This is a genomic window from Mesorhizobium sp. AR10 (assembly GCF_024746795.1).
GTDB lineage: Bacteria > Pseudomonadota > Alphaproteobacteria > Rhizobiales > Rhizobiaceae > Mesorhizobium.
Map to the genome: position 1 here is coordinate 5,688,927 of NZ_CP080524.1, position 25,393 is coordinate 5,714,319.

23 protein-coding genes are annotated in these 25,393 nt (G+C 62.8%); 18 read left to right on the forward strand and 5 right to left on the reverse strand.

Annotated features, from left to right (window positions below):
* Nucleotides 1-15: 15 nt before the first annotated feature.
* Nucleotides 16-1,374: an NAD(P)-binding domain-containing protein gene (locus LHFGNBLO_RS31380; protein ID WP_258603827.1), complete on the reverse strand. Its 1,359-nt coding sequence runs from the start codon at nucleotides 1,372-1,374 to the stop codon at nucleotides 16-18.
* Between the two features lie 253 nt (nucleotides 1,375-1,627).
* Here LHFGNBLO_RS31380 and LHFGNBLO_RS31385 point away from each other — a divergent pair, with 253 nt between their 5' ends.
* Nucleotides 1,628-2,341 (forward strand): helix-turn-helix domain-containing protein, encoded by a 714-nt coding sequence (locus tag LHFGNBLO_RS31385; RefSeq protein WP_258603828.1) that lies wholly within the window; start codon nucleotides 1,628-1,630, stop codon nucleotides 2,339-2,341.
* Nucleotides 2,342-2,510: 169 nt separating this feature from the next.
* On the opposite strand, the gene LHFGNBLO_RS31390 is transcribed toward LHFGNBLO_RS31385, so the two are convergent.
* The 4 genes from LHFGNBLO_RS31390 to LHFGNBLO_RS31405 are packed head-to-tail and all read right to left on the reverse strand — an operon-like array spanning nucleotide 2,511 to nucleotide 6,293.
* Nucleotides 2,511-3,551: a heme-dependent oxidative N-demethylase family protein gene (locus LHFGNBLO_RS31390; protein ID WP_258603829.1), complete on the reverse strand. Its 1,041-nt coding sequence runs from the start codon at nucleotides 3,549-3,551 to the stop codon at nucleotides 2,511-2,513.
* Between the two features lie 9 nt (nucleotides 3,552-3,560).
* Nucleotides 3,561-4,526, reverse strand: a complete 966-nt coding sequence (locus tag LHFGNBLO_RS31395) for a PDR/VanB family oxidoreductase (protein WP_258603831.1) — start codon at nucleotides 4,524-4,526, stop codon at nucleotides 3,561-3,563.
* On the reverse strand, nucleotides 4,523-5,119 hold the full coding sequence (locus LHFGNBLO_RS31400) for a dimethylamine monooxygenase subunit DmmA family protein (protein WP_258603832.1): 597 nt from the start codon (nucleotides 5,117-5,119) through the stop codon (nucleotides 4,523-4,525). The genes LHFGNBLO_RS31395 and LHFGNBLO_RS31400 overlap by 4 nt, the downstream gene beginning before the upstream one ends.
* A 40-nt stretch (nucleotides 5,120-5,159) precedes the next feature.
* On the reverse strand, nucleotides 5,160-6,293 hold the full coding sequence (locus LHFGNBLO_RS31405; RefSeq protein WP_258603834.1) for an aminomethyltransferase family protein: 1,134 nt from the start codon (nucleotides 6,291-6,293) through the stop codon (nucleotides 5,160-5,162).
* Between the two features lie 285 nt (nucleotides 6,294-6,578).
* Between LHFGNBLO_RS31405 and LHFGNBLO_RS31410 the strand changes: the two genes are divergently transcribed.
* The 17 genes from LHFGNBLO_RS31410 (at nucleotide 6,579) to LHFGNBLO_RS31490 (ending at nucleotide 25,353) form a co-directional block, all read left to right on the forward strand.
* Nucleotides 6,579-6,866 carry a hypothetical protein gene (locus LHFGNBLO_RS31410; protein ID WP_258603836.1) on the forward strand — a complete coding sequence of 96 codons (288 nt, stop codon included), beginning with the start codon at nucleotides 6,579-6,581 and terminating at the stop codon, nucleotides 6,864-6,866.
* A gap of 12 nt (nucleotides 6,867-6,878) precedes the next feature.
* The gene (locus tag LHFGNBLO_RS31415) at nucleotides 6,879-7,256 is read left to right on the forward strand and encodes a hypothetical protein (RefSeq protein WP_258603837.1); all 378 of its coding nucleotides are present in this window, start codon (nucleotides 6,879-6,881) and stop codon (nucleotides 7,254-7,256) included.
* 18 nt (nucleotides 7,257-7,274) lie between these two features.
* The gene (locus tag LHFGNBLO_RS31420; protein WP_258603839.1) at nucleotides 7,275-7,436 is read left to right on the forward strand and encodes a hypothetical protein; all 162 of its coding nucleotides are present in this window, start codon (nucleotides 7,275-7,277) and stop codon (nucleotides 7,434-7,436) included.
* A 14-nt stretch (nucleotides 7,437-7,450) separates the two neighbouring features.
* Nucleotides 7,451-8,845, forward strand: a complete 1,395-nt coding sequence (locus tag LHFGNBLO_RS31425; RefSeq protein ID WP_258603841.1) for an APC family permease — start codon at nucleotides 7,451-7,453, stop codon at nucleotides 8,843-8,845.
* Nucleotides 8,846-8,899: 54 nt separating this feature from the next.
* Entirely contained in the window at nucleotides 8,900-9,580 is a 681-nt protein-coding gene (locus LHFGNBLO_RS31430) for a hypothetical protein (protein ID WP_258603842.1), read from the forward strand.
* Complete coding sequence (locus LHFGNBLO_RS31435) at nucleotides 9,577-9,900, forward strand: hypothetical protein (protein ID WP_258603844.1); 324 nt, start codon at nucleotides 9,577-9,579, stop codon at nucleotides 9,898-9,900. Before LHFGNBLO_RS31430 ends, LHFGNBLO_RS31435 begins: the two co-directional genes overlap by 4 nt.
* Before the next feature lie 84 nt (nucleotides 9,901-9,984).
* The gene (locus tag LHFGNBLO_RS31440; RefSeq protein WP_258603846.1) at nucleotides 9,985-10,881 is read left to right on the forward strand and encodes a class II glutamine amidotransferase; all 897 of its coding nucleotides are present in this window, start codon (nucleotides 9,985-9,987) and stop codon (nucleotides 10,879-10,881) included.
* A gap of 4 nt (nucleotides 10,882-10,885) precedes the next feature.
* Entirely contained in the window at nucleotides 10,886-11,617 is a 732-nt protein-coding gene (locus LHFGNBLO_RS31445; RefSeq protein WP_258603847.1) for a GXGXG domain-containing protein, read from the forward strand.
* A 6-nt stretch (nucleotides 11,618-11,623) separates the two neighbouring features.
* Nucleotides 11,624-12,952 (forward strand): FMN-binding glutamate synthase family protein, encoded by a 1,329-nt coding sequence (locus tag LHFGNBLO_RS31450; RefSeq protein WP_258603849.1) that lies wholly within the window; start codon nucleotides 11,624-11,626, stop codon nucleotides 12,950-12,952.
* Nucleotides 12,953-13,041: 89 nt separating this feature from the next.
* Nucleotides 13,042-14,349 (forward strand): type III glutamate--ammonia ligase, encoded by a 1,308-nt coding sequence (gene glnT, locus LHFGNBLO_RS31455; RefSeq protein ID WP_258603851.1) that lies wholly within the window; start codon nucleotides 13,042-13,044, stop codon nucleotides 14,347-14,349.
* 36 nt (nucleotides 14,350-14,385) lie between these two features.
* Complete coding sequence (locus tag LHFGNBLO_RS31460; RefSeq protein ID WP_258603853.1) at nucleotides 14,386-15,639, forward strand: sarcosine oxidase subunit beta family protein; 1,254 nt, start codon at nucleotides 14,386-14,388, stop codon at nucleotides 15,637-15,639.
* 16 nt (nucleotides 15,640-15,655) lie between these two features.
* A complete protein-coding gene (locus tag LHFGNBLO_RS31465; protein WP_258603855.1) occupies nucleotides 15,656-15,931 on the forward strand; it encodes a sarcosine oxidase subunit delta in 276 nt (91 codons plus the stop codon).
* Nucleotides 15,931-18,909 (forward strand): sarcosine oxidase subunit alpha, encoded by a 2,979-nt coding sequence (locus LHFGNBLO_RS31470; protein WP_258603856.1) that lies wholly within the window; start codon nucleotides 15,931-15,933, stop codon nucleotides 18,907-18,909. The genes LHFGNBLO_RS31465 and LHFGNBLO_RS31470 overlap by 1 nt, the downstream gene beginning before the upstream one ends.
* Complete coding sequence (locus LHFGNBLO_RS31475) at nucleotides 18,902-19,528, forward strand: sarcosine oxidase subunit gamma (RefSeq protein ID WP_258603857.1); 627 nt, start codon at nucleotides 18,902-18,904, stop codon at nucleotides 19,526-19,528. The genes LHFGNBLO_RS31470 and LHFGNBLO_RS31475 overlap by 8 nt, the downstream gene beginning before the upstream one ends.
* 370 nt (nucleotides 19,529-19,898) lie before the next feature.
* On the forward strand, nucleotides 19,899-22,268 hold the full coding sequence (locus tag LHFGNBLO_RS31480) for a DUF1989 domain-containing protein (RefSeq protein ID WP_258603858.1): 2,370 nt from the start codon (nucleotides 19,899-19,901) through the stop codon (nucleotides 22,266-22,268).
* Between the two features lie 110 nt (nucleotides 22,269-22,378).
* A protein-coding gene (locus LHFGNBLO_RS31485; protein ID WP_258599869.1) for an IS630 family transposase occupies nucleotides 22,379-23,327 on the forward strand; the annotation gives its coding sequence in 2 pieces (ribosomal slippage) (nucleotides 22,379-22,714 and nucleotides 22,716-23,327; 948 coding nt in all).
* Nucleotides 23,328-23,643: 316 nt separating this feature from the next.
* Nucleotides 23,644-25,353 (forward strand): APC family permease, encoded by a 1,710-nt coding sequence (locus tag LHFGNBLO_RS31490; protein WP_258603860.1) that lies wholly within the window; start codon nucleotides 23,644-23,646, stop codon nucleotides 25,351-25,353.
* The last annotated feature ends 40 nt before the right edge of the window (nucleotides 25,354-25,393 follow it).

Consider the following 25,393-nt stretch of genomic DNA (forward strand, 5'->3'; position numbering starts at 1 on the left):
TTTGAGGCGCGACGGTTATTCCGCCGCCACCCCTTTCACCGCGAGATAGCTCTCCATCGAATCGTCCAGCGCCTGCAGCCACGGCGTGTGGTGCAGCGGCGCCATGGTGCCGGTCATCAGCGAGCGGTACGCATGGTCGCGGAAGCTCATAATGTCTTCCGCCTTGTGGTGTTCCCATTCCATGAAGGTCTGGTTGGTCGCCTCGACGTCGAAGCCGGGATAGTCGGTCTGCTCCATCAGCTCCTTGGTGTAGTCGCCCTGGAACCAGATCATCTGCTCGGCATCTTCCAGCGTTTCCTCGCGTGCCCGCCATTTCGCGCCATGCGCTGCCATCGCCTCGGCCGAAGGCAGTTTGATGCGGCCCATGATGACGTCGCGGGCGAACCAGGCCTGCGCGTCGAACATGTTGAAGGTGTAGAACTGGTCCTGCATGCCGATGAAGGACAGTTTCGGGTTCTTCTCCCAGACGACGCCCTCATAGAGGCCGTCCGGCCACATGCGGTTGGCGGTCTTGAGCTTCAGTTCCTCGGTTAGGAACGGGAACGAGTGCAGATAGCCCGTGCACAGGATGATGGCGTCGACATCCTTTGATGTGCCGTCCTTGAAGTGCGCGGTCTTGCCGACGACCTTCTGCAGCAGCGGCACTTCCTTCCAATTCTCCGGCCATTTGAAACCCATCGGCTTCGAGCGGTAGCTGGAGGTGATCGATTTGGCGCCGTATTTGTAGCATTGCGAGCCGATGTCCTCGGCTGAATAGGAGCGGCCGATAATCAGGATATCCTTGCCCTTGAATTCCATGGCGTCGCGGAAATCATGGCTGTGCAGGATGCGGCCGTTGAAGGTGGCGAAGCCCTCGAAATAAGGAACGTTGGGCACGGAGAAATGCCCGGAAGCGACGACGACGTTGTCGAACTCTTCGGAGTAGGTGACGTCGTTGGTGCGGTCATGCGCGGTGACGGTGAATTTCTTCGTCGCCTCGGAGAAGGTCACCATGCGCACCGGGCTGTTGAAGCGCACCCATTTGCGCACGCCGGATTTTTCGACGCGGCCCTTGATGTAATCCCACAGCACGGCGCGCGGCGGATAGGAGCCGATCGGGCGGCCGAAATGCTCCTCGAATGTGTAGTCGGCGAACTCCAGGCATTCCTTCGGTCCGTTCGACCAGAGGTAGCGGTACATCGAACCGTGCACCGGATCGCCATGCTCGTCGAGGCCGGTGCGCCAGGTGTAGTTCCACAGGCCACCCCAGTCGGACTGCTTTTCGAAGCAGACGATTTCGGGAATATCCGCGCCCTTGTCGGCAGCCGACTTGAAGGCCCTGAGCTGCGCCATGCCGGACGGTCCGGCTCCGATGACGGCAACACGACTTTTCATTCCGGGCCTCCCGATCTCTTTTTCTCTAACGAAACAAATTTCACTGACAGGACAGTAATTGCCCCTTTGAAGCTGTCAACAGGCCTTGTGGCAAAACTTCGTTTCGCCGCGGCAACTTCTGGTGAAAAGCGGGGATAGAGGGCGTCGGGAAAATACGGGGATCGACCGCAATTGGCTTGTTGTGGCGGTTGCGCTCCTGTATCGGCACCGAATATGTTCACCTTGAGTGAAATAAATCCGCAGAGGGGGCGACATGGCGAAGAAGATTTCCGATCCCGAGCCAGCTGCCGCCGCGGCCAAAGCCAAGCCGTTGCCGAAGGCCGCCGACGGACGAACCATCCGGGCGCCGCTGACCCAGAATCCGCACGCCATTCGCGACACCCGCGAGAAAGTGCTGGAAGTCGCGATCGGCCGCGAGGTGCGGGCGTTCCGCAAGAAGCTCGGCATCACCGTCGCCGATCTGGCGGTTGCCACCGACATTTCGCTGGGCATGCTGTCGAAGATCGAAAACGGCATCACCTCACCGTCGCTGACCACGCTGCAGGCGCTGTCGCGGGCGCTCGGTGTTCCGGTCACCGCCTTCTTCCGCCGTTTCGAGGAAGAGCGCAGCGCTGTCTTCGTCAAGGCCGGAGAAGGGCTGGATGTCGAGCGCCGCGGCACGCGCGCCGGCCACCAGTACAATCTGCTCGGCCATATCGGCTCCAACACCAGCGGTGTCGTCGTCGAACCGTATCTGATCACGCTGACAGAGGATTCCGATGTGTTTCCGACCTTCCAGCATGAGGGCATGGAGTTCCTCTACATGCTGGAGGGCGAGGTGGTTTACCGGCACGGCAGCAACCTCTACCCGATGAAGCCCGGCGACAGCCTGTTCTTCGATGCCGATGCGCCGCATGGGCCGGAAAAGTTGACACAGCTGCCGATGCGCTATCTCTCGATCATCTGCTATCCGCAGAGCGCGGGCTGAGCGGAACGCGGGCAGCCCCCTCACCCGGATTGCCAACCGAATTGCAAAAGGCAATTCGGGGCAATCCGACCTCTCCCCGAGGGGAGAGGAGGCTGGCATCAGCGTTGGCGATCTCTTCTCCCCTCGGGGAGAAGGTGGCCGCGAAGCGGCCGGATGAGGGGGCCTTGCTCTAATCCGGCCCAAACCCCGGGCTCGTTGGGCTGCCATCGTCAAGCTTCGACAGCCACTCGACCAGCGTCGGGCGGTAGCGGGTCAGGCCCTTGTAGGTGGCAAGCTCCTCGGGAAGGTCGCGGATGACGCGATGCAGCCGCCGCGCCCATTTCGGTTGCGTCACCAGCTCGTCCATCTTGATCAGATAACAGCGGATCGGGAAGACGATGCCGTTCGAGCGCGGCAGCCGCCAGAAGCTCTGCAGTTCCACGCGCAGATGGACCTTTTCGCCGACATTTTCCGGCGTCACCGTCGTCCGGTCCGGACCCCATTTGTGATAGTTTTCCGGGCTGGTATCGAGGCGCGGATTGATGGTCATCGTCCAGTTCAGCCGCCGCGCCGGCTTGCCTTGCTGGATGTTGGTGAGGAACTTCAGCGCCCTGACAAAAATCCCCTTCTCATGCGCCAGCGGCACCGGCGCGTGCCACTCGAAGAAGTTCATGCCGATGTCGAAATCGAGCGACCAGTCTGCCTGGGTGGTGACCATGCCGGCATCCATCCACAGATTGCCGTCGCGCTGGTCGAGGATGCAGAAATCGCCCTGGCTCTGCCGCGTGATGTACTCCATCGGCCCGTAGGGCAGCGTCGAGGTGTCGCCGAAGGTGAAGCTGTCGTCGATGCCGAGCGGTCGGTTGATCCAGCGCCAGCGGTCGCCGTCGCGGGTCAGCGTGAAGTGCTCGGGATAGCCCAGCGCCTGCTGCTCCATCAGAAGTTCGAGCAGGTCCCAGCCGGCCAACGTCATATGCGGCAGCGACTGGCAGCGCAGCGGGTCCTCGGCCAGCACCAGAGCGCGATCCTGCATCTCGGCGACGTAGTGCTCGTCGACGTCGATCAGGTTTTCGAGCACGCTGCCCTTCGGCCCGACGACATGCGGCTCGATGTTAACCGCATACATGTAGGCGTCTTCGTGGAACGGAAACGGAAACCGCCTGATGTGCTCCGGACTGTTCTTGAAGGAGAAATCGTCGCGGAACGTTTCCTTGCGAAAGGTGATGCCCATGATTTCCTCCTACCGCTCCAGCACCAGGGACCGGCCTTCGAAGCGCGACACGCACGGCATGATCTTGCAGCCGGAGCGGTGCTCGTCCTCGCTCAGCCAGTGATCGTTGTGGATGAACTTGCCATCATGCGAGATGACGTTGGTTTCGCACTGACCGCAGACGCCGCCGCGGCAGAGATAGGGCGGATCGACGCCGGCCGCCTCGATCGCCTCGAGCAGGCTTTGCTGCTCGTCGACGCGGATCGTCTTGCCGGTGACGGCGAGCGTCACGTCGAACGGCGCGCCCGGCTGGGGTGCTGCGAAATGCTCGAAATGGACGGTCTCCGCCGGCCAGCCCAAGGCGGCGGCGCGGTCACGCACCCAGCCGATCATGCCCGACGGACCGCAGACATAGAGATGCGTGCCGAGCGGTTGCGACGACAGTAGCCGGTCGAGTTCGATGCGCTCTTCGCGGTCATCGTGATAGAGCCTGATCCGGCGGTCGTAGCGCTCCCTCAACACGTCGGCATAGGTGCCGAGCGAGGCGGTGCGGCACGTGTAGTGCAGTTCGAAATTGCCGCCTTCCGCCGCCAGTTGCGCGGTTTGCGCCATGAACGGCGTGATGCCGATGCCGCCCGCCAGCATCAGGTGCTTCCTGGCGCGCAGATCGAGCGAGAACAGATTGACCGGATAGCTGATCACCATCTCATGGCCGGGCCGGACATTCCTGTGCATGAACAGCGAGCCGCCGCGGCCGATATCGTCGCGGCGCACCGAGATGGTGTATTCGCGCGTGTCGAGCGGCGAGCCCATCAGCGAATAGGGATTGAGCCGCGTCCGCTCGCCGTCGCGCATTTCGACAACAACATGCGCGCCGCCGGAAAAGGTCGGCAACAGCTGGCTGTCACGCCTGCGGAAATGGAAGCGCGTGACGAGGTCGTTGACCGGGACGACATCGCTGACCACGACGTCGAGCTTGGTGGTGCCGGTGCTCATCGAAAAATCTCCTCCATCGGAGGAATCTCGCTGCGGTCTTCGGCATTGATGCAGACGCCCTGGAACGCCGCGATGCGCCTGGAATAGTGATCGCGTACCAAAAGAAGCAGGCCACAATGCGAACAGGTCGCCGGCTGCGTCGTCACATTCTCGGTGATGCCCTTGCAGTGGACGCACTGCATGCGCCGCGCCAGCGAGCCGCGATGCTCGGTCTGGATCGAGGTGTGGTCGATGCCGGCATCGAGTGCTGCCTGCATGGCCTGGCCGATCAGCCCTTCGGTTCCGGCGAGGTAGACGCGCAGGCCCATATGTGCGTTGGCCAGCGTCTGCTTCAGCCGCGGCAAGGCGCTGGCGAAGGAAGGACCCCGGTAGAGCTGCGCCGGCTTCAGCGCCTCAAGCGCGGCGACGTGCCTGGCGTCGTGACCGGGGACGAAGATGATGTGGGCGTCGGCAAAGAAATCCGCCGGCGCCCTGGCCGCCATGTCCGATATCGCCAGCGCTCCGTCTGCATCCGCCACGAAAAGATGATGCTTGCCGGGCTGCGGAGACAGCGTTCCGTAAACGGGCCGGCTGATGATGCTTTTGGCTGCCATTCTTGCTTTATGCCTCGAACCCCTCGCCGTTGACTATGCCTCAGCCCTTCGCCGTGCGCTTGGTCTTCTTGGGATCGTCGAAGGGAAGCGGCTCGGCCGTCGCCTTGATCGCACCGTTCTTGTTGCGGATTTCGAGCTTGGTCCCCTGGACGGCGCAGTCGACATCGAGCCGGGCGATGCCCATCGATTTCTTGACCAGCGGCGAATACATGGCGCAGGTCACCACGCCGATCTTCTTGCCGTCACGATAGACCGGTGCACCCTCGTCGGCCGGCTCCTTGCCTTCGAGCAGCACGCCATAGATCTTGAAGCGCTCCTTGCCCTTGAGGCGATAATGTTCCTCGGCGCCGCGAAAGCCTGTCTTGCCGGGGCTGACGGTGAAGTCGAGGCCGAGTTCCCACAGCGTGTCGCCGGGACCTTCATTGTCGAACGGGTATTTCTGCGAATTGTCGTACGGGTAGAACAGAAGGTAGCTTTCGACGCGCAACATATCGAGCGTGGTGAACCGGCACGGGATGATGCCGGCGCTCTTGCCCTCGTCCAGGATCGTGTCCCAGATCGTGCCGGCATCCTGGCCACGGCAGAAGATCTCGTAACCGCGCTCGCCGGTGTAGCCGGTGCGCGAGATCATCACCGGAAAGCCGAACAGCCGCGTCTGCATATGGTGGAAATAGGCCAGGTCGCGAATGCCTGGCACGTGCTTGGCCAGATAGTCGACGGCGGTCGGCCCCTGCAGCGACAGGTCATGCAGATTGTCGTCGAAGCGCAGCGAGACATCGCGGCCCATGGCGGCGCGCTGCAATTCCTCATGGCCGGTGCCCGAACCATGCACGACCATCCAGGCGTTGGGCCCGGTGCGGTAGAGGATGCAGTCGTCGGTGAATTTTCCCGCCTCGTTCAGCATGCAGGCATAGGCCGACTTGCCGGGATAGATCTTCTCTACGTCGCGCGTTGTCGCGAGGTCGATCAGGTGCGAGGCATGCGGCCCCGTGATGTGAACCTTCTTCAGGCCGGACACGTCCATCAGCCCAGCCTTGGTGCGGATGGCGATGTACTCCTCGTCGGCATCCTTGTCGTAGGTCCAGGCGGTTCCCATGCCGCTCCAGTCTTCGAGCTTCGAACCAAGCGCGCGGTGGCGATCCGCCAGGGTCGAAAATCTCCAGGATGCCGTCATCCGCTCGTCCTCCGTTCGAAAAATCTTTTGCTGTTCCCGGCTCCCTGCGCAGAGGCGGGAGCATTGGCCGAATATTGACCGCAAACGTCGGAAGCCTGCAATACCCGCAAGCAAATAATTTCATTGTCAGGCAAAAATTGGTTGCGTGGAACAAACGGTTAACCCAACGTAAAATCGGCTTGACAATTCCAGAATTCGGACGGAACTTGTGAAAAAAATTTCACTCTGTTGAAAGAGGCAGCGACCGGTCATATCGGAGCCGGACGTTGGAAAAGGGGAGGACCGATGCCAGACCTGCAGCAGCGCATTGAAGCGTTGTACCGTTCCGACGTGCGCGGATCGGTACTTCTGATCGTCTGCCTGTGGGCGACGATCCTCTTCGTCCTGGTGATGACGTGGCCATACATCCCCGACACCGGGATCAAGGTCGTCGTCGCAATTGCCGCCGCCGCCGTGCTGATCTTCAACACGGCCGCGATCCTGGCGATGGTCAATCACTACAAGGAAGACAAGGACTTCATCTACGGTCTCGACATCAAGAACGCCGACGCGGCCCGCAACCGCAAGTCCTGAGGGGTAGGAAACATGTCCCGCTACACGCCACCGGTGCAAAGCAAGGCCGGGCAGATTTTCGATATCGTCGTCGTCGTGGTCGCCATTTTCGTGGCGCTGTGGCTGCCGCTCAAGCTGGGGCTGGCGGGTGCGGCTAAATCTATCGACGCACTCGACACCAAGACGTGGGAAGCGCTGGGACAGAACCCGACCATGGCGTCGATCTGGGAAAAGCTCGGCTACACGCCGGAGACCGCGCACGACATCATCCAGAACCGCTTCCACTACATCATCGACTGGCCGACGCTGATCATCATGGCCGCGGTGCTGATCGGCTATTTCGTCTTCCTGTTTCGCGCCTCCGACCGCGAATACCGCGACGTCATCAACGAAAAGTTCGACGACAAATAAACCCGGGGAAGCATCATCATGTGGATGGCACTCTCTTATGCATGTTGGGGCATCTCGATCGTGCTCGCGCTGTGGATGCTCTACGACTGGTTCAAGATCGACACGACTTTTTCCGAAGAGGTGCTGACCTCTTCGCGGGAAGGCGAACTTGAAGCCGCGTCTGAAAAGCACCGGATCTGAGTGGGGACCAACCAATGACGATCGCGCTTGAACCGACAGTCCATGGCGACAGGGTTTCGCTGCTCAGGGTGCTCGGCCCGGCCCATGTCTGGGCGCTCGGGGTCGGCATCGTTCTCGTCGGCGAGTTCACCGGCTGGAATTTCTCGGCCGACAAGGGCGGCGCGCTGGCGGCGCTGATCGTCTGCTGGGTGGTCGGGTTGCTCTACACCTCGGTCGCCATGATCGATTCCGAGGTCACCTCGACGGTGGCCGCCGCCGGCGGCCAGTATGCGCAGGCAAAGCACATTGTCGGACCGCTGATGGCGTTCAACGTCGCGCTGTTCCTGGTCTTTGCCTACACGATGCTCGAAGTGTCGGACGCCATCCTGCTCGGTGACACGATCGTCGCCAAGGCAGGCGTCGAAGGGCTCAATCACAATTCCTTCATTGCCGCGACCATCGTCGTGCTGGCATGGCTGAACTATCGCGGCGTGCTGATGACGCTCAACGTCAACTTCGTCATCACAGCGATTGCCTATATATCGATCGTGATCCTGTTCTTCTCGGTCAGCCCATGGACGCAAGGCGCGGTGCTGAAGCTGAACGAACTGGTGACCCCCGACAACGCCCTGCCCTATGGCTGGATCGGCGTCATCGCCGCGTTCCAGTTTGGCATCTGGTACTATCTCGGCATCGAGGGAACGACGCAGGCCGCCGAGGAAGTGCGCTCGCCGGCCCGCTCGCTGCCCTACGGCACCATGGCCGGCATGATCACGCTTTTGATCGCCGCCGCCATGACCTGGTATGTCTGCGCCTCGATGATGCCGTGGGAATATCTCGGGATCACCTACTACCCGCTGTGGGACGCGGGCAAGCTGACCGGCAGCCCGCTGCTCGAGAACCTGTTGTTCGTCGCGACGCTGCTTGCGGCATTGGCTTCCGCCAATGGCTGCATCAACGACGCAGCCCGCGCCTGGTTCTCGCTCGGACGCGACCGCTATCTGCCGAGCTGGTTCTCGGCCGTGCATCCGAAATACCGCACGCCCTATCGCTCGATCCTGTTCCTGCTGCCGATTGCGCTCGCCTTCGCCTTCATCGCCGACCTCAACCAGGCGATCACCTTCTCGATCCTGTCAGGCGTGCTGCAATACACCTTCATGAGCATCAACATCGTCATGTTCCGCAAGAAGTGGCCGCTCGGCTCGATCCGCCGCGGCTACACGCATCCGTTCCATCCGCTGCCGGCGATCGTGCTGTTCTGCCTGTGCGTGGTCACCTTCTTTGCCATCTTCCTCGGCTTCGGCTCGCAGCTGATCGCCATGGTCGCCTTCTACTTCCTGATCTCGCTGTGGTTCCATTTCTACCGCTACAAATTCGTGCGCCGTGGCGACCAGTTCACCATGCCGTGGCCGAAGCCACAGGGCTATTGAAACAAGAGAGGAAAGCCCGCCCTGTTTACGGGCGGGCGTGACGAGGTGCGTTAGGTGACATCGGCATTGCTCGCAGCGGCAGTCGCCCTGGCTCTCGTCTTTCGCCTCGCCTGGCTTGTGCGCGCCAACCGCAACAAGGCCATGGCCGCACTTGCCGCCGACGAGGCGAGCATCAATGCCGTCGTCACAGATGCAACCAACATCTCGAACGGCACGGCTGGCGTTTCCACTTGGGCCGGTTCGTGGAATGGCCATCGCGTGCAGATACGCACAATCGTCGACACGCTGGCGACGAGAAAGCTCCCCGTATGCTGGCTGTCTGTCTCGATCACCGAACCGGTCGCCGTCCCTGCTACCTTCGACATGATGATGCGGCCGGGCTCGCCGACGACATTCTCCAATTTCGACCACCTCGACCATACGCTGGCGAAAGCAGCGGACTTTCCCGCAGAGGCAGTGCTGCGGACGGATCGCAAGGGCGTGCGCTTCCCGCAGGATATCATCGCCGCCCACCTCGACCTCTTCGCCTCGGGCCGCGCCAAGGAGTTGCTGATAACGCCGAAAGGCGTGCGTATCGTCTGGCTGCTGGCGGAGGCGGAACGGGCACGCTATGGCGTGTTCCGGCAAGCCGAGTTCGGCGGCGTCATGCTTGACCCAGCGCTGATCGAGAGATTGCTCAGATCCGCATCGGCACTTCGCGATGCCATCAACCAAAGCGAACGGCAAGCCGCATGACCAGTTCCTCGTCCGCACCAGTCAATCCCTATCTCGTTCTCGGCGCCGCAATCGTGTTGCCGGCCAGCGGACATGTCGTTCTCGGCGTGCCGGTGCGCGGCCTGCAGTTCCTTTTCTTCATGGTGATCCTGGCCTGGGTGACGATGAAGATCGCGCCGCCCGACGCCAGTTTCATCGGCCGTCATGCCGGCGGCATTCTGATCTATGCGCTGTCGATCCTCGATGCCTACAAGATCGCCCGCATCCGCACAGCCCAGTGGCTTCACAATACCCGCGCAGGCGACGATAGTAAGAGCAGCGGCATTGAGCCGCATACGTAATGACAGGAAAATTTCTTTCATACCAATTGAATTTGAGAGGTTCATCCGGTACATCTCCTGAAACCAATCGCGCGGGAGCCTGACATGTGCGGAATCGTCGGACTTTTTTTGAAGGACAAGTCGCTTGAGCCCCAGCTTGGCGCGATGCTTTCGCAGATGCTGATCTCGCTCAGCGATCGTGGTCCCGACAGCGCCGGCATCGCCATCTATGGCGCGCCTTCCAGGAATGAGGCCAAGATCACCATCCAGTCGGCCAAGCCGGAGCGCGACTTCCGTGGCCTCGACACCGAACTCGCCAAGGCCATTGGCGCGCCTGTGGGCATCGCGGTGAAATCAACGCATGCGGTCGTCAGGACCACGCCTGCCAAGATCGACGAAGCACGCGAGGCGATCCAGGCATTGCGCCCCGACATCCGCATCATGGGCGTCGGCGACGTTGTCGAGATCTACAAGGAAGTCGGACTGCCGGAGGCGGTCGTCGACCGTTTCGACGTCCGCAGCATGACCGGTACGCATGGCATCGGCCATACCCGCATGGCGACGGAATCGGCGGTGACGACGATGGGCGCGCATCCGTTCTCGACCGGCGCCGACCAGTGCCTGGTGCACAACGGCTCGCTGTCCAACCATAACAATGTCCGTCGCGAGCTGATCCGCGAAGGCATGAAGTTCGAGACCGAGAACGACACCGAAGTGGCCGCCGCCTATCTCTCATCGCAGATGGCGCATGGCAAGAACCTCGGCGAGGCGCTGGAAGGCACGCTCTCCGATCTCGACGGCTTCTTCACCTTCGTCGTCGGCACCAAGAACGGCTTTGGCGTGGTGCGCGATCCGATCGCCTGCAAGCCGGCCGTCATGGCCGAGACCGACCAGTATGTCGCCTTCGGCTCGGAATATCGCGCGCTCACCAAACTGCCCGGTATAGACGGCGCCAAGGTCTGGGAACCCGAGCCCGCGACCGTCTATTTCTGGGAGCATTGAGTTCATGCCGGCAACCAAGCTTTCAAAGACTGTGTCGCACGACCACGCCTCTCGGGTCTTCGATCTCGATGTGTCGTCGCTGCGCGAGCTCAACCACGCGCTGCATAATCTGACCCCCGGTTCGAACGAAACGGCGTGGGAAGTGCTGAACCCGAAAGGCAACCATTCGGTCGCCGTCGGCGTCGACCAGCCGGTCACCATCGATGTACGTGGCAGCGTCGGCTATTATTGCGCCGGCATGAATGACGGCGCCACAATCACCGTCCACGGTTCGGCCGGACCCGGTGTCGGCGAGAACATGATGTCGGGCTCGATCACCATCAAAGGCGACGCCAGCCAGTATGCCGGCGCCACCGGCAAGGGCGGGCTGCTGGTCATCGAGGGCAATGCCTCGTCGCGATGCGGCATCTCGATGAAAGGCATCGACATCGTCGTCCACGGCAATATCGGCCATATGTCGGCCTTCATGGCGCAGTCCGGCAATCTGGTGGTGCTGGGCGATGCCGGCGATGCGCTGGGCGATTCCATCTACGAGGCACGGCTGTTCGTGCGCGGCAAGGTCGACAGCCTCGGCGCCGACTGCATCGCCAAGGAGATGCGGGCCGAACATCTGGAGCTGCTGAAGGGTCTGCTCGACCGCGCCGGTGTGACCGGGGTCAAGCCGGCGGAATTCACGCGCTACGGCTCGGCACGCACGCTCTACAATTTCAATATCGACAACGCCGACGCGTATTGAGGCAGCATGACCTATCGCAACCCGCCGACGACGCCACGCAAATCCGCGACCTTCGACGACTACACGCTTTCTGAAATCCGCCGCGCCGCCGCGACCGGCATCTATGACATCCGTGGCGCCGGCGCCAAGCGCAAGCTGCCGCATTTCGACGACCTGCTGTTCCTCGGCGCCTCGATCTCGCGCTACCCCTTGGAGGGCTATCGCGAGCGCTGCGACACCAGCGTCGTGCTGGGCTCACGCCATGCCAAGAAGCCGATAGAGCTGAAAATCCCCATCACCATTGCCGGCATGAGCTTTGGCTCGCTGTCCGGACCGGCCAAGGAAGCGCTCGGCCGTGGTGCGACGTTGTCGGGCACCTCGACCACCACCGGCGACGGCGGCATGACCGAGGAAGAGCGCGGCCATTCGAAGACGCTGGTCTATCAGTATCTGCCGTCGCGCTATGGCATGAACCCGCGCGATTTGCGCCGGGCCGATGCCATCGAGGTCGTTGTTGGCCAGGGCGCCAAGCCCGGCGGCGGCGGCATGCTGCTTGGCCAGAAGATTTCCGACCGCGTCGCCGAAATGCGCACGCTGCCGAAGGGCATCGACCAGCGCTCGGCCTCGCGCCACCCGGACTGGACCGGGCCCGACGATCTCGAGATCAAGATCCTCGAACTGCGCGAGATCACCGATTGGGAAAAGCCGATCTACGTCAAGGTCGGCGGCGCGCGGCCCTATTACGATACCGCCCTTGCGGTGAAGGCCGGCGCCGATGTCGTCGTCGTCGATGGCATGCAGGGCGGCACGGCCGCCACGCAGGAAGTGTTCATCGAGAATGTCGGCCAGCCGACGCTTGCCTGCATCAGGCCGGCGGTACAGGCGCTGCAGGACCTCGGCATGCACCGCAAGGTGCAGCTGATCGTCTCCGGCGGCATCCGCAACGGTGCCGATGTCGCCAAGGCGCTGGCGCTCGGCGTCGACGCGGTGTCGATCGGCACGGCAGCTCTGGTCGCGCTCGGCGACAACGACCCGCGCTGGGAGGCCGAGTACAACGAACTCGGCACCACGGCCGGCGCCTATGACGACTGGCATGAGGGACGCGACCCGGCCGGCATCACCACGCAGGATCCCGAACTGATGAAGCGGGTCGACCCGATCGCCGCCGGACGGCGACTGGCGAACTACCTCAAGGTGATGACGCTGGAGGCGCAGACCATTGCCCGCGCGTGCGGCAAGAACAGCCTGCACAATCTCGAACCCGAGGATCTGGTCGCGCTCACCATAGAAGCCGCCGCCATGGCCGGCGTGCCGCTGGCCGGCACCAACTGGATACCGGGGAAGAACGGCTTCTAGAGCATGATCCCGAAAAGTGGATCCGGTTTTCGGAAAGATCATGCTCAAACGAAGACACCATCCAAAAATTCCATAAGCGAGGAACTATAATGGGGAACGATCTCGCCGCATTCGCCAAAGAGAACGGCGTCAAATATTTCATGATTTCCTACACCGACCTGTTCGGTGGGCAGCGCGCCAAGCTGGTGCCGGCGCAAGCCATCGCCGACATGCAGAAGGACGGTGCCGGCTTTGCCGGTTTTGCCACCTGGCTCGACCTGACGCCGGCGCATCCCGACATGCTGGCGGTACCGGATCCGGATTCGGTCATCCAGTTGCCATGGAAGCCCGAGGTCGCCTGGGTCGCAGCCAATTGCGTCATGGACGACAAGGAGGTCGACCAGACGCCACGCAACACGCTGAGGCGGCTGATTGCCGAGGCTGCCAGCGACGGCATGTATGTCAAGACCGGCGTCGAGGCCGAGTTCTTCCTGATCTCGCCGGACGGCAAGACGATTTCCGATGAATACGACACCGCGTCGAAGCCCTGCTACGACCAGCAGGCGGTGATGCGCCGCTACGATGTCATCGCCGAGATCTGCGACCACATGCTGGCGCTTGGCTGGGGCGCCTACCAGAACGACCATGAGGACGCCAATGGCCAGTTCGAGATGAACTGGGCCTTCGACGACGCGCTGGCGACCGCCGACAAGCATTCCTTCTTCAAATTCATGGTGAAGTCCGTTGCCGAAAAGCACGGCCTGCGCGCCACCTTCATGCCCAAGCCCTTCCAGGGCCTGACCGGCAATGGCTGCCATGCCCATATCTCAGTGTGGGACAAGGCCGGAAAGACCAATGTCTTCGCCGACAATTCGATGGAGCTCGGACTTTCCGCCAAGGGCAAGAACTTCCTCGGCGGCATCATGAAACATGCCTCCGCGCTTGCAGCGATTACCAACCCGACGGTCAATTCCTACAAGCGCATCAACGCGCCGCGCACGATTTCGGGCGCGACCTGGGCGCCGAACACGGTGACCTGGACCGGCAACAACCGCACCCACATGGTGCGCGTGCCCGGCCCCGGCCGCTTCGAATTGCGCCTGCCGGACGGCGCGGCGAACCCTTATCTGCTGCAGGCGGTGATCATCGCCGCCGGCCTTGACGGCATCCGCTCGAAGGCCGATCCGGGGAAGCGCTACGACATCGACATGTACCAGTTCGGGCACACGGTGAAGGGCGCGCCGAAGCTGCCGCTCAACCTGCTCGATGCGCTGCGCGAGTTCGACAAGGACAAATCGCTCAAGGCGGCGCTGGGTGAGGAATTCTCGTCGGCCTATCTAAAGCTGAAGCACCAGGAATGGAATTCCTATGCTTCCCACTTCACCCAGTGGGAGCGCGACCACACGCTGGATATCTAACTGCCTGCGTGAGGCGAGCGATCCCGGAATGAACGCATGAAATACTCGATCTTCTCGCTCGCTCGCGCCGCCCTTTCCGGCCACAAGAACTGGCAGCGCACCTGGCGCGACGCCAGTCCGAAGGACCGCTACGACGTGGTGATCATCGGCGGTGGCGGCCATGGCCTGGCCACCGCATGGTTCCTCGCCAGCGAGTACGGCATCAGGAATGTCGCCGTGCTGGAGAAAGGCTGGATCGGCTCCGGCAACGCCGGCCGCAACACCACAATCATCCGCTCCAATTACGGGCTTCCCGGCAACACCGGCTTCTACGAATTGTCGATGAAGCTGTGGGAGCGCATGGAGCAGGACCTCAACTACAACACGATGGTCAGCCAGCGCGGCGTCATCAACCTCTATCATTCCGACGCGCAGCGCGATGCTTACGCACGGCGCGGCAACACCATGCGCATCAACGGCATCGACGCTGAACTGCTCGACCTCGCCGCGGTCAAAAAGATGATACCGTTCCTGAACTTCGACAATGCACGCTTCCCAGTGCAAGGCGGGCTGCTGCAGCGGCGCGGCGGCACGGCACGGCACGATGCCGTCGTCTGGGGCTACGCCCACGCGGCGAGCGCGCTCGGCGTCGACATCATCCAGAACTGCGAAGTCACCGGCTTCACCCGCGACACTAACGGCAAGGTGACCGGCGTCGAGACCTCGCGCGGCAAGATCGGCGCCGGCAAGATCGGCATGGCGGTGGCCGGCAGTTCCTCGCGTGTCGCATCGATGGCGGGCCTGCGTCTGCCGATCGAAAGCCATGTGCTGCAGGCCTTCGTCTCCGAGGCGATCAAGCCGCTGATACCCGGTGTCATGACCTTCGGCGCCGGCCATTTCTATGTAAGCCAGTCCGACAAGGGCGGGCTGGTCTTCGGCGGCGACATAGACGGCTACAATTCCTATGCCCAGCGCGGCAATTTGCCTGTCATGGAAGATGTCTGCGAGGGCGGCATGGCCTTGATGCCGATGATCGGCCGCGTGCGCTTGTTGCGCCAGTGGGGCGGCATCATGGACATGTCGATGGATGGCTCGCCGATCATCGACAAGACGCCGGTGGACGGGCTCTATCTCAATGCCGGCTGGTGCTATGGCGGCTTCAAGGCGACGCCGGGCTCCGGCCTGGTCTTTGCCCATCTGCTGGCCCGCGACGAGTCTCACCCAGAGGCGGCACGGTTCCGTCTCGACCGCTTCCGGCGCGGCGCCATGATCGACGAAAAGGGCCAGGGCGCCCAAGCGAACCTGCACTGAGGACGGTCCAGAAAACATGCGTATTGTCTGTCCCTTCTGCGGCGAACGCGAACTCGGCGAGTTCACCTATCTGGGCGACGCCAAGCCGGTGCGTCCCGAGGCCGGCGCATCTGAAGACGCGGTGTTCGACTATGTCTATCTGCGCGACAATATCGCCGGCGAGACCAGCGAATACTGGTACCATGGCGGTGGCTGCCGAGCCTGGCTGAAGATCGCCCGCAACACACTGACGCATGAGATTTCTTCGGTTCAGCCTGCGGCCGGCGTCGGTGCCGCCAAGGTTGGCGCCTGATGGCCGCGCAGACAAACCGGCTGGACAGCGGCGGCCTGATCGACCGCTCGGTGCCGCTGAATTTCCGTTTCGATGGCAAGAGTTTTGCCGGCTACCAGGGCGACACGCTGGCCTCGGCACTGATCGCCAATGGCGTCAAGCTGGTCGGCCGCTCGTTCAAATATCACCGCCCGCGCGGCATCCTGACTGCCGGTTCCGAAGAACCTAATGCGCTGGTCGAATTGCGCAGCGGCGCGCGGCGCGAGCCGAACACCAAGGCGACGACCGCCGAACTCTATGACGGGCTCGAAGCCGCCAGCCAGAACCGTTGGCCGTCGCTACGCCACGATGTGATGTCGGTGAACCAGCTGTTCGCGCCGATCTTCGTCGCCGGCTTCTATTACAAGACCTTCATGTGGCCGGCGAAATTCTGGGAAGCGATCTACGAGCCGGCGATCCGCCGCGCCGCTGGTCTCGGCCGCGCCGCTGGCGTTGCCGACCCCGACCACTACGACAAGGCATGGGCGCATTGCGATGTGCTGATCGCAGGCTCCGGCCCGGCCGGTCTAGCGGCCGCCCTTGCCGCCGGCCGCTCAGGTGCCCGCGTCATCCTGTGCGAAGAGGATTTTGCGCTCGGCGGCCGCTTGCTTTCGGACGGCGGCACGATCGATGGTATGCCGGCAGCCGAGTGGATTTCCCGCACGCTGGCCGAACTCGCATCGCTGCCCGACGTGCGCCTCATGACCCGCACGACGCTGTTCGGCGTCTATGATGGCGGCACCTACGGCGCGATCGAGCGCGTCAACGACCATTTGCCCTCCCCGCCCGAACACCAAGTGCGGCAGCGGCTGTGGCGGATCGTGGCCAAGCGTTGCATTGTTGCCGCCGGCGCCATCGAGCGGCCAATCGTTTTTGCCGGCAACGACACGCCCGGCGTGATGATGGCCTCAGCCATGCGGACCTATGTCGCGCGCTACGCGGCAACGCCGGCAAGGCGCATCGCGCTGTTCACCAACAATGAGGATGGCTGGCGCACGGTCGAGACCGCGCTGGGTGCGGGACTGCAGATCGCGGCGGTGGTCGACGCACGGCCGGATGTGTCCGCCGCGCACCGCTCGCTGGCCTCCAAGAACGGGTTCACTGTGCTTCATGGCTCCGTCAGTGGCGTCGATGGCGGCAAGGACGGGGTCCGAAAAATTGCAGTGGCGCTGACCGGCGGCGCGCGCGCCGAAGTCGAAGCCGACGGGCTTGCCGTCTCCGGCGGCTGGAATCCGGCGGTCGGGTTGACCTCCTACCATCGCGGCCGGCCTAAATGGCAGGACGATATTGCTGCCTTCGTTCCGGATGGGGCGCCGCCGGGCATGGTGGCAGTCGGCGCCGCCAACGGCGCCTTCGGACTTGGTGCCTGCCTAGCCGAAGGCTTTGCCGCCGGTGCTGTGGCAGCGCAGGATGGAGGACGCAGCGGCAACGCCGGTATAGCGCCGGTCGCCAACGACGAGGCCTTCTCTCTAACCCCGCTCTGGCATGTCGCCGGCAAGGGAAAAGCCTTTGTCGACTACCAGCATGACGTCACCGCTTCCGACATCGAACTGGCGCAGCGCGAAGGCTTCGAGTCGGTCGAGCACCTGAAGCGCTACACGACGCTCGGCATGGCGACCGACCAGGGCAAGACCTCGAATGTCGCCGGCCTCGCCATCATGGCTGCGGTCAGCGGCCGGTCCATTCCCGAGACCGGCACGACGATCTACCGGCCGCCTTACGTGCCGGTCGCCATCGGCGCCTTCGCCGGACATCATCGCGACGAGACTTTCCATGCGACGCGGCTGACGCCGTCGCATCACTGGGCCGCCGAACAGGGCGCGATCTTTGTCGACACCGGCCTGTGGAAGCGGGCGCAATGGTATCCGCGCGCCGGCGAGAAGGACTGGCTGGAATCGGTGACCCGCGAGGTCAAGGCGGTGCGTGGCGGCGTCGGCTTCTGCGATGTCTCGACGCTCGGCAAGATCGACGTGCATGGGCCCGATGCCGGCGCCTTCCTCGATCGCGTCTACATCAACACCTTCTCCAGCCTCGCCGTCGGCAAAGCCCGCTACGGGCTGATGCTGCGCGAGGACGGCATCGTCTATGACGACGGCACCACCTCGCGGCTGGCCGAGGACCACTATTTCCTGACCACCACCACGGCCAAGGCCGGACTGGTGATGCAGCACCTCGAATTCTGCCGCCAGGTGCTGTTCCCGGAACTCGACGTCCAGCTGACCTCGGTCTCCGACCAGTGGGCGCAGTTCTCCGTCGCCGGACCGAAGACACGTGACCTGCTCAAGGAGATCGTCGATCCGGCCGAGGACCTGTCGAACGAAGGCTTTCCGTTCATGGGCGCGCGGGAAGTGGCGCTGCGTGGCGGCCTCAAGGCGCGGCTGTTCCGCATCTCCTTCTCCGGCGAGATGGCGTTCGAGATTTCGGTGCCGGCACGCTATGGCGAGGCGCTGGTGCGCAACCTGATGCTGGCCGGCGCGCAATTCGGCGTGACGCCCTACGGCACCGAGGCACTCGGCGTCATGCGCGTCGAAAAGGGCCATGTCGCCGGACCGGAACTGAACGGCACGACAACCGCAGGCGACCTCGGCCTCGGCAAGATGATGTCGACCAAGAAGGATTTCATCGGCCGCGTCATGGCTGGGCGAGAAGCGCTGGTCGCCGCGGATCGTCAGGTCGTGGTCGGCATCAAGCCGACGGACAAGACCCGCCGCTTGCGCTCCGGCGCGCATATCATTCCGAAGGGCCAGACACCCGGCCCTGACAATGACCAGGGCTACGTCACCTCGGTCTGCTTCTCGCCGACGCTCGACCAGTGGATCGGACTCGGGCTGGTCGAGCGCGGCCGCGAACGCATCGGCGAGATCGTCCATGCGCACGACCCGCTGCGCGGTGAGGACTATGATGTCGAGCTGTGCAATCCCGTCTTCTACGATCCGGATGGAGGGCGCCAGCGTGGTTGAGTTTTCCTGGGTTGCCCGCAGCCCGCTTGATCGGGTGCTTGCCGTAGGGCCTTATGGCGCGTCTGGTGAAGCCGGCGTGTTGCTGACCGAGAACCGCAACTTCGACCTCATCCAGGTGATGGCGCGGCGCGGCAAAGCGGTTGATATGGCCAAGGCCGCGGAGACTCGGTTTGGCGTCGCGGCTCCGGAAACACCCAAGGCGGATAGCACGCAGGACGCCACGCTGATCTGGTCGGGGCCGGATCAGTTTCTTGTGCTGTCAAAGGGCGGCAAACACACGATGGAATCGCTGGCGCCGGTATTGTCCGGCTCCGCCTCGCTGTCCGACCAGTCGCATGCGCGCGCGCTGATCAGCATTTCGGGCGCCAAGGCGCGGACGATGCTGGCCAAGCTGTCGTCGATCGATTTGCATCCCGATGCGTTTCCGGTTGGCGCTGCTGCCGCTACCTCAATGGATCACACCAGCGTCACGCTCTGGCGCGGCAGCGACCTGCCGGACGGACAGGCGGTGTTCAACCTGCTGGTGTTCGCGACGTTTGCCGAGAGCCTGTGGCATACAATGCTGGACTCGGCTGCGGAGTATGGCGTGGCGATCGGGCATTCCGAAGAACTGGCCTAGTTTCGTGTTTCTGTTGGAACTGCCAATTTTCGGACCCCGGCGCCGCCCCTCATTGCCCTGCCGGGCATTTCTCCCCGTATAGTGACGGGGAGAAAGAAGCTGGCCGCGCCCTCGGCGCTTGTTCTGCAACGTTGGCGATTGGCGAAATCGGCGACGACAGCGTCCCGCCCCGTTTACGGGGAGAAGATGGCGGCAGCCAGATGAGGGGCGGCGCCGACGTTCGGAAGATAGGTTTGATTGGAAGGTCTAACCTGCAGCGACTGCATCCGAAACACCACCTTCGCCTTGCCAAATCCAACCTCGCTGCTATTCTTGCTGCTAAAGTAATTTCACACACAGGCAAACTTGTTTCTCGAACCGCAAGGCTGAGATGAGCCAGTCGCCCTACCCTGCCGTAACAGCCGGACCGCCGCGGCCGAGCCTCATCTTGAGGCCCGGCCAGATCGCGCTGCCGCCCGGCCTGGAGCGCTACACGATCCAGGGCAATGGCGCGGTGCTCATCGAGGTCGAGGTCGGCGATACGATCACGGTGCGCAATGTCGAGGGCGGGCAGGCCGCCGAGTTGCTGGCATGGGACAAGACCGGTGCCACCGACGCCGGTATTTTCGGTGAAACTTCCAACAGCAATGCCGCCGGCATCAAGGCGCTGCTGGCAGATGGCGACGACAGCCTCGCTACCCTGCGGCGCGGGCTCGAGCGCCGCCAGGTGCAGCTCGATCAGGCCAAGGCGGTGCGTGTGTTCGGCGGTGCAACGCCCGCTGGCACCGAGCAAAGTTTCACCGTCGCGCGCGACGCCGCGATGCTGATTGCCGCGCCTGGCGGGCCGATGCTGGTCGACGGCCATGACACGGCGACGCCGCTCAGCGTCATCGTCCGGCGCGCCACGATCCGTCCGGCGGCGAAATCGCAGCTTGGCGATCCGCTGGCCGATCCGGTGCTGGACCTGCGCGTCCATTCGGCGACGGCGGAATCCTATTTCGTCAAAGCCGGCGACTATCTGCAGATCATCGATGTCGATGGCCGCCAGTGCACTGACTTCCAGTGTTTTTCGGCGCGCAAGCTGGATAAGGGCCGCGACCACCCGCTCGACGTGACGACGACGCGCACGCTGATGGGTTCGAGCTATCCGATGCCCGGCCTGCATTCGAAATACTACGACCAGGACATGGAGCCGCTGGTCGAGGTGGTGCAGGACACTTGCGGAAGGCACGACGCCTTCGCGCTCGCTTGCGCAGCGAAATATTATGACGACATCGGCTATCCCGGCCACACCAACTGCTCGGAGAATTTCAATCGCGCGCTGGCCGACAGGGGCGTAAGTCCGCGCGCGGGCTGGATGGCGATCAACTTCTTCTTCAACACGGCGATCGACGCGCATGGCGTCATGGTCTCCGACGAGCCGTGGTCGCGGCCGGGCGACTACGTGCTGCTGCGGGCGCTGACCGACATCGTCTGCGTCTCGTCGGCCTGCCCCGACGACACGACGCCGGCCAATGGCTGGAACCTGACCGACATCCATGTGCGGACCTATTCCGGCCAGCACAAATTCTCGCGAGCGATCGCAAGACGCATGACGCCCGATTCGGAACCGAAAATGACCCGCGAGACAGCCTTTCATTCGAGCTTTGCCAAGCACACCCGCAACTTCGTCGAATACAGGGGCTATTGGCTGGCCAATGCCTTCGCCAAGGAGAGCCCGATCGACGAATACTGGGCCTGCCGGCAGGACGCGGTGATCATGGACCTGTCGCCGCTGCGCAAGTTCGAGGTCACCGGCCCGGATTCAGAAGCGCTGCTGCAATACACGCTGACCCGCGACGTCAAGAAGCTCGGCGTCGGCCAGGTTGTCTATTCGGCCATGTGCTACGAGCATGGCGGCATGATCGACGATGGCACGCTGCTGCGGCTGGGCAAGGACAATTTCCGCTGGGTCGGCGGCGACGATCTTTCCGGCGAATGGCTGCGCGAGACGGCGACGAAGCTCGGCCTCAACGTGCTGGTTCGTTCGTCGACCGACCAGATGCACAATGTCGCCGTCCAGGGACCAAAGAGCCGCGACATCCTGCGGGAGGTCATCTGGACCTCGCCGCTACAACCTTCAATCGACGAGCTCGAATGGTTCCGTTTCGCCGTGGCCCGCATCGGCGGCGGCAATGGCATTCCCGTGGTCGTCTCGCGCACCGGCTACACCGGCGAGCTCGGCTACGAGATCTGGTGCCATCCGCGCGACGCGGAAAAAGTGTTCGACGCCATCTGGGAGGCTGGCCAGCCGCATGGTTTGAAGCCGATGGGTCTGCAGGCGCTCGACATGGTGCGCATCGAGGCCGGGCTGATCTTCGCGGGTTACGAGTTTTCCGACCAGACCGACCCGTTCGAGGCCGGCATCGGCTTCACCGTGCCGCTGAAGACCAAGACCGACGATTTCATCGGCCGCGAGGCGCTGATCCGGCGCAAGGAGAACCCGCAGACAAAACTGGTCGGCCTCGACATCGACGCCAATGTCGCTGTCGGCCATGGCGATTGCGTGCATGTCGGCCGCGCCCAGATCGGCGTGGTGACATCAAGCATGCGCTCGCCGGTGCTGAACAAGAACATTGCGCTGGCGAGGCTCGACGTCACCCATGCCGCCATCGGCACCGAGGTAGAGATCGGCAAGCTCGACGGCCATGCCAAGCGGCTGCCGGCACGCGTCGTCGCCTTCGCCCACTACGATCCGCAGAAGACCAGACCGCGCTCCTGACGGTATCGCAGCCACGCCCTAGAGCGTTTCCTACTTTGAGAGAATCGTAGGATTCCCAAATCAGGCTGTTTGTGATTCAAGACGCAGGCTGGGTTGGAGGCCAGCATCTAATGACGCGAGCGCTTTCAAACGATCTTCGTGAGCGTGTTGTTGAAGCAGTTGGCGCAGGCGAGAATTGCCGTACCGTGGCATCGCGCTTTGGCGTTGCAGTTTCCTCTGTCGTGAAGTGGTCGCAGCGCTATCGAGCGACCGGCTCGGTGGCGCCGGGCAAGATGGGCGGACATCGCAAGCGCATTCTTGAGCCGCATCGGGCCTTCATCGTGGAGCGGATCAATCAGACCTCTGAGCTGAGTTTGCATAGGCTGAAAGACGAGTTGGAAGCGCGCGGGGTCAAGGTCTCGCACAATACGATCTGGATGTTCCTGCGCCGCGAGGGCCTGAGCTTCAAAAAAAACACTGTTCGCCCTTGAGCAGGCCCGCGCTGATATTGCCCGCAGGCGCCAGCGATGGCGATCTTGGCAGACCGGTCTCGATCCACAGTGCCTGGTCTTCATCGATGAGACCTGGATCAAGACCAACATGGCTCCGCTGCGCGGTTGGGGGCCGAAGGGCAAGCGGCTGCGCGGCCTGGCGCCGCACGGCCACTGGCGCACGCTGACCTTCCTTGGCGCGCTGCGCTGGGATCGGCTCGCAGCACCTTGTGTCTTCGACGGACCGATCAACGGCCAATGCTTCCGCGCTTATGTCGAGCAGCAGCTCGTCACCGTTCTGAAGCCCGGCGACATCGTCGTCATGGATAATCTGGGAAGTCATAAGTCGGCGGCCATCAGGCAGATGATCAAGGCTGCCGGCGCCAGGCTTTGGTACCTGCCGCCTTACTCTCCGGACCTCAATCCGATTGAGCAGGCCTTCGCCAAGATCAAACACTGGATGCGCCAGGCTCAGAAACGCACTGTCGAGGAAACTTGGCGCCACATCGGCCACCTCGTCGAAACCATCGAGGCAGCCGAATGCAAGAACTACTTCGAAAATGCGGGATACGCTTCCGTCAAAACATGAAATGCTCTAGTGATCGACAAATGACGGCAGTTATGCTATTGATTTGGCGATGCTGCTGATTTGCGCCGCGACCCGCCTCAGGCGGGTTTTTTCGTTTCAGACCACCCGGCAGCGCCGCGAAAGCTCGCGTTTCACAAGCGTGATGTGCACAGTTTCACAAATCGCTTGACGTGAAAGCGCGCCGGATCAATGTTCACTGTTAAGAAAAAAATGCGACTGAGTGGAAACACTGGGGTCGTTGGATGCATGCGGTGATGAAGCCACGCACAGTCGCGGCCTCGCCGATGGGGAACATCAAAAAGGGGACTTCACACAGATGAGCACGATAACCACTGCCCTGGCGCAGCCTGCCGAAGGCGAGCTGCACCGCAATATCGACTGGCGCGGCGCCTTCTGGGTGGCGAGCGGTGTTCCGGCCCTTGTCCTGTTTTCGATCGGCGGCATAGCCGGCACGACCGGAACGCTGGCCTTCGCGATCTGGACCGCGTCCATGATCATGGGCTTCCTGCAGTCCTTCACCTATGCGGAAATCGCCGGCCTGTTCCCGAACAAGTCCGGCGGCGCCTCGGTCTACGGCGCCACCGCATGGCTGCGTTATTCCAAGTTCATCGCGCCGCTCTCGGTCTGGTGCAACTGGTTCGCCTGGTCGCCTGTGCTGTCGCTCGGCTGTTCGATCGCCGCCGCCTACATCCTCAACGCGCTGGCGCCAGTGCCGCTGTTCAGCGAGACCTCTCCGGAAGTTGTCGCCTACATCGCGGCGCATGCCGGAACGAGTGCCGCCGACGCCATTGCGGCGGTGGGCGCGGCCGCAATACCGGCGATCCGCACCTGGACGCTGTTCAGCCACACGCTGGGCCCGGTCTCCTTCACGCTCAACGCGACCTTCTTCATCGGCGCGGTGCTGATGCTGATCATCTTCTCCATCCAGCATCGAGGCATCCTGGGCACGGCCAATGTGCAGAAATATATCGGCCTGCTGGTCATCATCCCGATGCTGATCGTCGGCGTGGTGCCGATCGTCACCGGCCAGATCAACTGGGCCAACTTTTCGCCGCTGGTGCCGCTCGCAGCAGCCTACGCGCCTGAGCCCGGCGCGTGGAACATCGCCGGCTGGACGCTTGTTCTCGGCGGCATGTTCATCGCCGCCTGGTCGACCTACGGCTTCGAGACTGCCGTCTGCTATACGTCCGAGTTCAAGAACCCGGGCACCGACACGTTCAAGGCCATCTTCTATTCCGGCCTGCTGTGCATGCTGCTGTTCATCCTGGTGCCATTCACCTTCCAGGGCGTGCTGGGGCTGAACGGCATGCTGGCCACGCCGATTGTCGACGGCTCCGGCGTTGCAGACGCACTGGCCGGCATGGTCGGCGGCGGAGCGCTGATCCACAGCCTGCTGGTGATGCTGATGATCCTGGCGCTGGTGCTCTGCATCATGACGGCGATGGCGGGCTCCTCGCGCACGCTCTACCAGGGCTCCGTCGATGGCTGGCTGCCGCGCTACCTCAGCCACGTCAACGAGCATGGCGCCCCGACGCGGGCGATGTGGACCGACCTGGTCTTCAACCTGATCGTGCTGGCCATCGCCTCGGCCGATGCGACGAGCTTCTTCTTCATCCTCGCCGTTTCGAATTGCGGCTACATCATCTTCAACTTCCTCAACCTCAATGCCGGCTGGATCCACCGCATCGACAACGGCCACATTACACGGCCGTGGAGAGCTCCGAGCTGGCTGCTCGGCGTCGGCGCCATCTTTGCCTATGTCAACATGATCTTCATGGGCGCAGGCGCCAAGGTCTGGAACCCGATGGCGCTGTGGGCGGGGCTGATCACAGCCGCCCTGATCATCCCGGTGTTCTGCTTCCGGCACTACATCCAGGACGGCGGCAAGTTCCCCGACCATATGCTGGCGGATCTCGGCATGAAGTCGTCCGATCTGGCGGTAAAAAAGGCGGGCATCCTGCCCTATCTGACGCTGGCCGCCGGCGTCGTGGTGATGCTGCTCGCCAACTGGTTTTTCGTCATCTGACAGCAATCTGAAAGGACCGAGCGCGTATCGACGCGCTCGG